Genomic DNA, 10,731 nt, shown 5'->3' on the forward strand with positions numbered 1-10,731 from the left:
TTCGATGACGAGTACGTTGAAGCTCAGGACCCTTGGGACCAAGCTGATTCCGAGTAAGATTGGCTGAATCTCGGGCCTAATGTCGAGGAGAGACCCAGCCCACCTGTCCTCAGCACGCATGATAAGCATCGGGCAAGCTGCTCCGCTTCCTCTCCCCCAGTAGAGCAACGTACCCCTAAGCCGGCACCCGCTGTTTTCTCCGGTTGGCGAGTGCCGCTCAGGACCTCGCTTTGATAACCGTCGAGCGGACGTCGAGAAACTCTAGAAGCGCACGTTCAGGGAGGCTTTGTTTGCCGAGCAAGAAATCGTTGACGCGAACTCCTGAGATGACATCGTGAATAGAGATTCGCGCAAGTCGATGCCTGTCGCTGTGAACCGCGAAGGCATCCTTGACTGCGTCGTAAAGGGCCCGCTGCTTCCACCGCGGAGAGCCTCTGGAGGTGAACGTTCCCGGAGGATCACCAGGCCCGAGCATTTTTACAGTGGAGGGAGATGTCCACTTTCCTCCGAGGCGCCCTGCTTTCCAGCACATTTCCTCACCAGCTAGGCAGTGTCTCCGGTAATCACCAGCCCATGGAAGTCGCTGGACCCACGACACGTCAAGAGTCAAGGCGCGATACCGGTTGAAATGGAGATCTTCGTCGAGTTCGATGAGCAGTCCGTCCCCGAACGCAAAGTCCCAATCACCGGGAGCCAGCGTCGGAAAATCCAGCACCCCACCTAGGGCTCTGTATATGTGAATTATTTCCTGCTGTGCATAGGAAGGAATTTCCGTCATTCGGGCACGTGAAGCCTTGGTTTGGGAACCATGGAAGCGCTCGAGTAGCGGCCCGAGCAGTGCTTCCCGCGAACCCATCAGGCACCCGTCTTTGAAATTTGAGACAAGACGCTTTCGGCTAGCACGCCTATCTTTCTCTCAAAGAGGTTGAACCTTTTCATCAAAGGCATTGGATTGCGATTATCACGGAAGTGAAGAACGGCATCTGAGTCCAGAACAAACACCTCAACACCATCACGGCTCAACACCCAGTAGTCCTCGGCTGTAGCATCGACCGTATTACGCCCGTGGGTAGATTCAAACTTATCCAGTGCCGACGGAAATTCATCCAGAAAATCCGTCGAGATAAGCGCTCGAGAGTCACCATCGAAAAACCCACAAGAAACCGCCGTCCAGATGTCGGCAGACCAGACGTGGTCACAAATTATCCTAGAGATCAACCTGTAGACAAGGGTTTCTTCTGATGTTGCAAGTGCATGGCTCGGGGAATAGATATTCAGTTTTCTTTCAACAGCAGCTACTGCTTCCTTGGGGCTGACATCTAGGAGCTGGTTCCACCCAAAAGCCCATAAGGCATCCGGGTCTCCCGACACTACGGCACGGTTTGGAACCTCAGAGAGGAAGGCGAGCAGCGCTCCCCTCCTGCGATCAACAATACCCAGAGTCTCATCCAGACCCAATGTAGATATACACGTAACGAGTCCGAGCCCCTTGTGACGCCGAATTATTTCAGACGCCAACCACCAGGAATGTCCCGTCAGAGTTTTACTGCCAATTGATTGAACCACAGCCGTCTCTCCGTTTCCTCATAATCGCCGGACCTGCACTTGAGGACAGCATAGGCGCCCAAAACACCTAATCTAATCAACAGCAGTAACATTGCGCCGAGGCTGGGCGACTGCCGACTGACCAGCCTCATGTGCCCGTGATATCGGTGCCTCGCACCCATAACCGCGACGGCCTCCCCCGCGTCCCGTCCGACATCTGCCCCGTCCCGGCCAGCTTCGGCTCCATAAAACGGCGGAACGTGTCCCGCATCAACGGCGCACCCGTCACCACCTCGTGCAACTCCCGCAGCTCCTTCAGCGTGAAAGGTTCATCCAGCAGCGCACCAGGATCCGGCGCCTCCGCATAAGCGGCCTGCAGCCACTCCACCGCCTTGGCCACGATGTCCGCATGCCCGTATGGCAGCCCGGCGATCAGCTCCGGCTCCCCGGTCACGGAAGCCAGTCTGACGCCGTCGGACTTTAGCGCCTCCTCCAACGACCCCAGGGGCACCACGTCCACGTGCGCCACCGACAGCACCCAGCCGCGGTCATCGCGGCCCGGCTCGTCGAACACCTGAAGCTGCCGCGGCACCCGCCCGGAAATCCCGGCCTTCTCCCGCAGGCACCGCAGCACCGCGTCCGCCAGGGTCTCGCGTTCACGCAGGAACGTTCCGGGCAGGGCCCACTTTCCGTGCTGGTGGTCCTCCGCGCGGCGCACCAGCAGCACGCACACGCTCCCCTCGGCAACGGTCAGCACCGCGGTATCCACCGCCACCGACGGCCGTGGGTAGTCGAGCAGGGACGGACCTTGGGTGTTCTTGGAATCCTTCACACCTCCATTTATTGCAGTCTTGCGCTAAAGAAGCAACCGGTCCATACTGGAACCAATTAGCGCAGAAATGCGATAAATCAACTGGAGGTTCCCATGAAAGTTCCACAGCTCCACGTCGGCGCCGGCAGCAGCCTCGGCCCGCTCAGCCTCTTCCCCGTCTGGACCTCCGCCCCCGGAATCCTCGGCATCAGCACCGGCACCCACGCCGACGTCGCCGTCAGCGAACTCGCCAGCGGCGCCCAGGTGTCCCGCCTCACCGTCACCAACAACGGCCCGCACCCGGCTCTATTGCTGGAAGGCGAGCTGCTCGAAGGCGGCCAGCAGCACCGGACCTGTGCTCGCGACGTCGTCCTCGGCCCGGGCGAAACCCGCGACATCGACACCTTCTGCGTCGAGGCCGGCCGCTGGGAAGACGGACAATCCAGCCACCGCCGGCAGGCACGCCGCGCTCCGCTGAACGTCTGGTCCGAGCTGGCCAACGGTATGAACGGGCAACGGGGAGGCAATCGGCAGGACCGGATCTGGGAACGCGTCCGCCGCTTCGACGCCGCCCGGGGCGCCTCCGCCACCAGTTCCCTCCTCCAGCACCTGGACTGGTTCAAGGACGACAAAGAGGAACGCAACCGGTTCAGCGCCGCGGACGCTCCCGCCGCGCTGGAGGGCCAGCGCGGCGTGGTGATCGGCCTGGGCCGGCAGCCTCTGCTCCTGGAGGTGTTCGGCACCAGCACGCTGTTCCGCCGCCACTACCGGCAACTGGTCGAGTCAGCGCTGCTGGACCTTGAGCTCCTGCCGCCCCAAGCGCTGGCCTCCGCGCCGATGCCCGGCCAGCGCGCCCGCGACTTCGCCGCACACGTGCAGGCGATGGACTTCGGAACGTTCGACGGCGGCGCCGCGGCCCTGGAGGTACGGCACCACGGCTCCCTCCGGAGCCGCAACGTCACCCGCGCCGCCGGAGCGGTCACCGCCGCCGGCATCGCCGTCGCGCTCCCCCGGCGCCGCCCCCAGCTGGCCCACCTGACCGGGTGGAACACCCAGCACCCCCTGATGGAGATGGCATGAAACTGAACCCTCTGCAGAATGACCGCGCGGCCGGCGTCCTCGTTGCCCTGGCCGCGGGCGACGCCCTCGGCGCCGGCTACGAGTTCGGCGCCCCGCTGCCGGACGGCGCCGTCGTCACCATGAAGGGCGGCGGCCCGTTCGGGTTCGCGCCGGCCGAGTGGACCGACGACACGTCCATGGCCATCCCCATCGCCGAGGCGCTGCTGGAGTCCGCGTCCGACGGCGGACCCTCCTCCCCTGCGGCCCTCACCGCGGTGGTCCGGGCGTGGACTGCCTGGGCGGCCGAGGCGAAGGACGTGGGGGCGCAGACAAGCGCCGTCATCGCCGCTGCCCGGCGGCTGGCTTCCGCTGCGGGCCGTGAGGTTGAAGCCGCAGACTTCACTGCCGCAGCCGCCGACTTCCACGCCCGGACCGGCCGCAGTGCCGGCAACGGGTCTTTGATGCGGACGGCTCCCCTGGCCCTCGCGTACCTGGACAGGGAGCCTTCTGAGCTGATGGCTGCCGCCGGGGTGCTGAGCGCCCTGACCCACGCCGATCCTGATGCGCAGGAGGCGTGCGGGCTGTGGTGCGTTGCCGTCCGCCATGCGGTTCTCACCGGGCGGCTCGATGTCCGGGCAGGGCTGCCGCTGCTGTCTGCCAAGCGCGCTTCCGTGTGGCTGGAGCGGATCGAGACGGCCGAGCGGTCCCGGCCCCGCGACTTCGCCCGCAACGGCTGGGTGGTGGAGGCGTTCCAGGGGGCGTGGAGCGCCATCCACTATGCGGGCCGTTCAGCTGTTGGCCCCGCCCACCTTCGGGCTGCTTTGGAGGAGGCGGTGCGCGGCGGGCGCGACACCGACACAGTGGCCGCCATCGCCGGCGGCCTGCTTGGTGCGGCGTACGGCTACACCGCGGTTCCGTTCGAGTGGCGGCAGCGGCTGCACGGCTGGCCGGGCCTGCGGGCCCGCGACCTGATGGTGCTGGGCATGGAGCTGGGCCGCGCCGAGGGCCAGCGGCCTCTGTCCTGGCCGCGGGCTGAACGGCACGACTACAGCATGTGGGGCCGCACCGATGCACTGGTCCGGCACCCGCACGACGACGGCGTGTGGCTGGGCGGGGTCGGCTCGCTTCAGCGCGTGACTGAGCTCGGCATCGACGCGGTGGTGTCGCTCTGCCGGCTGGGCACGCTGGATGTGCCGGGCGTGGAGCCCGAGGACCATGCCAGCTTCTGGGTGGTCGACTCCGCTGTTGAAGGCGACAACGCACACGCGGCCTTTGTCCTCGGGGAGGCGGCTGCCGCCGTCGAACGCTACCGCGCGGAGGGCACGACGGTGCTGCTCCACTGTGTCCGGGCGGAGTCAAGGACGCCGACTGTGGCTGCTTTGTATGGTGCGCGGGTAGCCCGGATTTCTCCCTTGGAGGCGTTGGCAGACCTGCAGCGCGTCCTGCCCGGCGCACGGCCGAACCCGCTGTTCCTGCGGGTGCTGGGAGATGCGGAGGCTCTGCCCGGCGGAGGCACGTATGAGGGTGTCCAATGTCAGAGCCTGCACTTACCCTGAATCAAACCTGCAACCGGGATGGAAGGGCAGAAGTCATATGCCAAAGCGTCATCGTCACCGGCAGTCTTCCCACTCTTCGCCTGCGCCCGAAAAGTCGCATGACGTCTCTTCCCCCGACTCCCGCGCAGACCCAAAACCGGAAGACCTGGCTGCCCTCCTGCTGGAGCCGTCCCGTGTGCGACCGGTGGTGGTTATCTCCCGCCTCGCCGACGAGGATAGGCCGCGATTGGACGGGGGCAGCATTGCTCTCGAGCTAAAGGGTGTAGCCGACGTCGCGATGGTGACCAATGGGCCGTTCACCTACGAGCTCGAAAAGCTGTTGCCGCCCGACACCCACATCTTCGGCAGTGCCGCCAGGGTTTATCCGCCCGGGCTTAGATGGACCGCGGACCCATACACCAGCCCTCTTCGGCTGGTCCGAACCCCTTCGGACGTCGCGACCGTCACCGCACAAATTATCAGGGATGCCGAGGACCTCGCTTTCTCGGGCAGTTGGAAGACAGCCAGCCCCGCCGGCAAAGGAAACTCCCGGGAAACCGGGCTGGTGAAAAGCATCGCCCCCGATGGATCAAGGGCTGTGGTGGAGCTCGACAACGGACAGCAGCTGTTTCTGCCTGCGGAGTCCACCGGTCTTGGTGTCCCCCTGCATTGGATCCTGAGCGAGGGCATGACGATTTCCGGCGCCTTCGATACGGCAACAAGGATGTTTTCGCTCGCGCCTATCGAAGCGGCTATTCCAGGCGAAGGCCGTGAGGACGGCGATTTGGTGCCTGCCCTTGTCCGTGCGGTAGGGGTAGATTCAGCAGACTTATCCTTGGTTCCAGGACACTCCCACACTTTGGCTCTCAGCAGCATCTCCTACAACGAGCTGGATTCTGTTGCCGACCTTCTCACGGAAGGCGAGGTTGTGGCGGTCAGGATCCATAGAAACAACGGTCACATCAGGCTGTCGATGCTCGACGTTGATGACTCCGAACCGGTGCTGACCGCTCCAGAGCTTATTCCTGATGGAGGCCCCTGGCTGGTTCCCGGCCGCGATCTACTGCCGAGGGTGCCCGAGGCCCCGCCCGCCCGGTTGACTCCGCCTTCCCGGGAAGCGCAGAACCAGAGTTCAGTTTCGGGAGCCGTAGCGCTGAAATCCGTGGAACTGGCACTGGCGGCCGAACGTGCCAAGCGGCAGCAGCTCGAAATGGAGCTCACAGGGTTGAGGTCAGCTAACCATCAGCATGAGATGCACGCGGCTGAGTTGGATGCGGACGTTATGCTTGGCCGCCAGCAGGCCGCCGAGCTGGCCGGGTTGCAGCAGGAAGCCGATCGCCTCCGCCGTGACCTCACCGCTGCCAGTAAGCAGCTCTCCGACCTGAGGAAGAAGCTGCGCGGAGTCCGCAGGGAGGAAGCAACCCTGGAGCGAGTGTTTCTGGACCCCGAAGAGAATTTCAGATTCCAGCTCCACTCCACATGGGCGGTCCAGGTCCCGGCCGCCGAGAAGCCCCGGCACACGATGGGACCGTACCGGCTCGGGGAAAAATTCCTCAAAAGCCTCAACGAGCAGCCCAGGGAGAAACAAAAGAAGGCCCTCAAAGCCATCGTTGATCTCCTAATTAATGATCCGGCGAGGCTCAGCGCCAGGGAAGCGCATCCATTGCGCACTAGTGCGTCCGGGGGAGCGGACGTCTTGACGCGCAACAACGGGAAGGACGCCTGCTGGCGGCTCTACATAGAACAGAATATTGCGGCAGCAAGGCGTCTCCACTATTGGAAGTGCGCCGACGGTGTCATAGAACTTTCCAGCGTGACAGTCCACGACGGAATGCAGATTTAGCTGTCTCCACGCAGAATGTCGGACTTGGTATTCATAATGCTTTCAGGCCTACCAGAAGAGCGCCAAGAGGTACTTTCGGAAGGAACGTCATGGCTGACGGATACGAGGTTTTTGATACTGGGCACAACAAAGTAGTGCCACGACACCAACCGCTGACCGAGAAACAAATAACACAGGTCATGGTGGCGCTGCGGTCACTACACTTGGACAGCGCCGAAGCGGCTCGAACGGTGCTGCTCAAGGGTTCGGGCCGCCGGATCAGACTTGTGACAGAACTGTATGATGTCGAACTTCCGAAAGTCCTGTCGTACATTGCCAAAGAAAAACGTCGCCGACTCTAAACCGATTCCCCTGCCCCGCCTACCGTCAGCTTTCGTCCGTCTGGTCGACGCTCTCCGGACCTTCCGTTCCCTGACTGCCGTGCATCCAAAGCACCACGTCGAGGACGCGAAGAAGCGAGATGCCGTGCAGCCCAACTGCCAAGCGTAGGGACTCCAGCCGCTCAACAAGCTCACCGTCTGTGGCAAATGCGTGGTGCCACGCACTCCAGGTCCCGTCCGCATTATCGAAACCTGTTACCCCACCGACAACAGAATCATAGATTGGGATTAGCCCGGGACGTTTACGGGCCATGAGCTTGCTGGCAGTCGTGGCGCCAATGCCCCAGCGAGTGCTCCTATCCCTCCGAAGGAGCCGCCAAAGACGCAACGCTGGAGTTCCATTACCAAAATATTGGTCATGTTCCTCGAAGGGGATGTCTCTAAGTGACAAATCAGGCGGAATGTATCCGAGCAGAGTGCCCATGTCCTGTGAGTGTTCGCCAAGGATTCCCAACGCGGCTCTTGCCGGCACATGCTTGGACAGGCACGCTACGGAGATCAGATCATCCGCGGTGATGGCGTTGGGCACATTAGTGCCGAACGTATCGAAATGGGCCCCAGTGAACTCCTTGCCGACCCACTCACCGAGCCCGAAATAGCGTTTCAAATATGAGCTCGCAGCTTCGTCAGAAATTTCTTGGAATGCACTAGAGATTGTCATGCCGTGTCCCCCGTCTGATTGGTTCTTTGGAATGGCTAGGTACTCCACGCTGAACTCAGGACAATCTACTCCGCCGGAGCCGTCATGGGGAGGGTTTCGACGAGCTCAAGCGAAAGACCACTCGGGGCACACCGGCCTTAGCGTCGAGGTCAACTCTCACCGCGTGTGTTGGATCCACCATTATGCTCTGGCCTACCGAAATCGCGGCGACTGGCACCACTACGACGTGCGCGCTGTTCTCGATGATGCGGTCCGCATTCAAGGCCAGCCACTACTCCGTCCTAGGTGTCAGGCAGGGAGGACGAGCAGACCAGCAGAAACCTGCGCGGTGGCGTCGGCCAGCAACCTAGCCAGCTGCCGCGAACCGCAGGCGTCGCGGCCTGCAAGGCAAATGAAAAATTGGTTAGCGCCCCATGCCTGCGCGCCACAGAACCGGCTGCCGGATAGCGTCGGATCCTGCTGATACAAATATGATCTGAAACAACTTCTGAACTCAGCGCGGAGCAACACCACGCTGCCGTGTCCGGAGCTTAGGAACCATGCGCGTGCAAATGCGCAGCAGCGGAAAGATTGATACCCCGTGATTGAAATGCTCAGCGGAGCCAGCGTAGGCACGTTCAAGAATCTTGTTTGGATCATTGCGGTGGTGATCGGCCTTCTGTTCCTCATTGGAAGCCGCCCTTCCACTCTGCGCAAAACTGCGGCGAGGGTGATCACTGCCCTGACGGCAGGCACGGCCGCTTTTGCCGCAGCCAACCTTGCAGTGGTCTTCTACATCCTTGCCCACCTTATGGATCCGCGCTGGTCTGTCGGGCGGGACGCAACGATCGAGAGCCCTGAACTGTCCGCGGGGCCGTTCTTCCAGCCAATAACCGACACGCTGAATGACATCCTGGACGGCCTGACCGGCAACGTTAACAACGTCATCGCATTGAAGAACGCGTTCCTCACGATGCCGGACTTTATTGTCGCCGCGGGCTGGGCGTCCGTTGTGCTGGTAGGTCTCGCCATCACGAATCGCATCCTTTCCTCGATTATCGAAAAGGACCAAATGAAGCAGATCGACCAGAATACGCGGGATCTGGCTGACATTCGCGCTCAGTTCGGGCTGGCCCCCTTCCAGGACGCCAGGGTCGGGGCACGATGAGGTGCATTCCGGAGGACCCGGAATTTGGCGAAGGCTTTCACGCGGAGAAGGCCGTCTGGACCGCCCTGCGCAACAGCCTCCCCGATGACTGCGTCCTGGCCCACTCGGTCCAGGTCCGCGACGGCTGCAACGAATACGAAATTGATCTGCTGGTCCTCTGGCCTAATGTCGGCATGGCCGCGATCGAGGTCAAGGGCGGCCAGGTCAGCATCACGGACGGGCAGTGGTACCAGTCGGACCGGAACCAGAAGCGTAAGATCAAGAGCCCCGTGGCGCAGTCGCAAAGTTCGCTCCATGCCCTCAAGAACTGGCTGGAGATCCAGCTCGGCTCCCGCCTGAGCAGCCGCTGCGTCTACATGGTCAGCCTGCCCTACACCGACGTGCCCCGGGACTGGACCATGGCAGGCTGCCCCCGGTCGCTCATCCTCGACCAGACCGGCAGCAAGTCCCCCGCCGACTTCGTCCGCCAAGCCATTGATAACGAAGGCGGCGGCGCCTCCCCGCTGGCCCCGGCCTTCCTGGAACGCATCGTCCGCAAGCTGGGCGGAAACCTGGACACCGCCGTCGTACCTTCCACCACCTCGCAGGAGGACGAGGCAGAGCAGGACCACCTCACGGAACGCCAGTCCGTGCTGCTCCAGGCAACCCGCTCACTCAACAGGGTCCGTTTCACCGGCGGCGCGGGCAGCGGAAAGACGTGGCTCGCCGTCGAGAAGGCCAAGCTGCTCAGCAAGCAGGGCAAACGCGTAGGCCTCTTCTGCTACAACAAAGGCCTCGGGCAATACCTCCAGGACCGCGTCGGGACATGGAAGCGGCAAGCCAAGCCGGTGTTCACGGGCGAGTTCCACGAATACGTGCGCGGGCTGGGAGTCCCGGACGGCTCGGGGCAGGACTATTTCGACGTCGAGATGCCCCGCCTCCTGAAGGAGCTGGCAGCCGGACTGGAGCCGCACGAGCGGCTGGACGCCGTCGTCGTCGATGAAGCGCAGGACTTCGCGCCCCTGTGGTGGGACGCCCTTCTCGCGTGCACCAGCGACCCGGACGCGGGTGAGGTATACGCGTTCATGGACGACCGGCAGGACGTCTACCAGCGCTGGGGAGGCGCGACGGCGGACCTCACCAGCGGGCCGATGGCCACCTTCGTGCCCATCCACATCGACGATAACCTCCGGAACACCGTCAAGATCGCTGAGACGTTCAAGCCATTCGCCGGCGAATACTTCAAGCCCCGCGGAAGCACGGGCCTGCCCGTCCGGTTCGTGGACTGCCCAACCGAGGACGCGCTCGAGATCGCCGGGGACTGCCTGGATTCGCTGATCGACGAGGGCTGGGCGAACAACCAGATCGCGCTTCTCACCACCAAGGACCGCCACCCCATCCATTTGGACTACTTTAAGCGCGGCGCCACGGAAGAGTACTGGCGGGACTTCCACGCCAACGACGGTGAGTTCTACGGCCATGTGCTGGGTTTCAAGGGCCTGGAACGGTCTGTTGTTGTTCTTTGCGTGAACGGTTTCAAGGACATGGACCGGGCCCGGGAACAGCTCTACGTCGGGCTGTCCCGGGCACGCAGCCTGCTGGTGGTTGTGGGTGATTCCGGGCTGCTGGAGGAGGCCGGCGGACGCGAACTCAAGCTCGCGCTATCGCGGAGCCAGGCGTGGAATCCTGTGCTGGAAAACGGTTAGTGGCGCTGCTCACCTAAATTGTCGGTGCCCCGCAATACTCTTCAGGCACCAGATCAGAACCGTCC

At 62.8% G+C, this 10,731-nt stretch carries 10 protein-coding genes; 6 read left to right on the top strand and 4 right to left on the bottom strand.

The genetic code is table 11. The features are described from left to right. Positions 1-217: 217 nt before the first annotated feature. The 3 genes from Q9R30_RS10115 to Q9R30_RS10125 form a co-directional block, all read right to left on the bottom strand. Positions 218-778: a hypothetical protein gene (locus tag Q9R30_RS10115; protein ID WP_311217503.1), complete on the bottom strand. Its 561-nt coding sequence runs from the start codon at positions 776-778 to the stop codon at positions 218-220. 77 nt (positions 779-855) lie between these two features. Beyond that, positions 856-1,566 (bottom strand): hypothetical protein, encoded by a 711-nt coding sequence (locus Q9R30_RS10120; RefSeq protein ID WP_311217504.1) that lies wholly within the window; start codon positions 1,564-1,566, stop codon positions 856-858. A gap of 127 nt (positions 1,567-1,693) precedes the next feature. Further along, positions 1,694-2,377, bottom strand: coding sequence for an NUDIX hydrolase (locus Q9R30_RS10125; protein WP_311217505.1), 684 nt, complete (start codon positions 2,375-2,377; stop codon positions 1,694-1,696). A 93-nt stretch (positions 2,378-2,470) separates the two neighbouring features. Here Q9R30_RS10125 and Q9R30_RS10130 point away from each other — a divergent pair, with 93 nt between their 5' ends. From Q9R30_RS10130 to Q9R30_RS10145, 4 genes are all read left to right on the top strand, one after another. Beyond that, complete coding sequence (locus Q9R30_RS10130; RefSeq protein WP_311217506.1) at positions 2,471-3,436, top strand: ARPP-1 family domain-containing protein; 966 nt, start codon at positions 2,471-2,473, stop codon at positions 3,434-3,436. Next, positions 3,433-4,971, top strand: a complete 1,539-nt coding sequence (locus Q9R30_RS10135; protein ID WP_311217507.1) for an ADP-ribosylglycohydrolase family protein — start codon at positions 3,433-3,435, stop codon at positions 4,969-4,971. Before Q9R30_RS10130 ends, Q9R30_RS10135 begins: the two co-directional genes overlap by 4 nt. Positions 4,972-5,155: 184 nt before the next feature. Next, positions 5,156-6,793 carry a hypothetical protein gene (locus Q9R30_RS10140; protein ID WP_311217508.1) on the top strand — a complete coding sequence of 546 codons (1,638 nt, stop codon included), beginning with the start codon at positions 5,156-5,158 and terminating at the stop codon, positions 6,791-6,793. Between the two features lie 89 nt (positions 6,794-6,882). After that, positions 6,883-7,134: a hypothetical protein gene (locus tag Q9R30_RS10145; RefSeq protein ID WP_311217509.1), complete on the top strand. Its 252-nt coding sequence runs from the start codon at positions 6,883-6,885 to the stop codon at positions 7,132-7,134. A gap of 25 nt (positions 7,135-7,159) precedes the next feature. On the opposite strand, the gene Q9R30_RS10150 is transcribed toward Q9R30_RS10145, so the two are convergent. After that, positions 7,160-7,834, bottom strand: coding sequence for a DUF6308 family protein (locus tag Q9R30_RS10150; protein WP_311217510.1), 675 nt, complete (start codon positions 7,832-7,834; stop codon positions 7,160-7,162). A 580-nt stretch (positions 7,835-8,414) separates the two neighbouring features. Between Q9R30_RS10150 and Q9R30_RS10155 the strand changes: the two genes are divergently transcribed. Next, on the top strand, positions 8,415-8,981 hold the full coding sequence (locus Q9R30_RS10155; protein ID WP_311217511.1) for a hypothetical protein: 567 nt from the start codon (positions 8,415-8,417) through the stop codon (positions 8,979-8,981). Next, the gene (locus Q9R30_RS10160) at positions 8,978-10,666 is read left to right on the top strand and encodes an NERD domain-containing protein (protein ID WP_311217512.1); all 1,689 of its coding nucleotides are present in this window, start codon (positions 8,978-8,980) and stop codon (positions 10,664-10,666) included. The genes Q9R30_RS10155 and Q9R30_RS10160 overlap by 4 nt, the downstream gene beginning before the upstream one ends. The last annotated feature ends 65 nt before the right edge of the window (positions 10,667-10,731 follow it).

The sequence above is a fragment of the Arthrobacter sp. AB6 genome, from assembly GCF_031844545.1.
GTDB lineage: Bacteria > Actinomycetota > Actinomycetes > Actinomycetales > Micrococcaceae > Arthrobacter.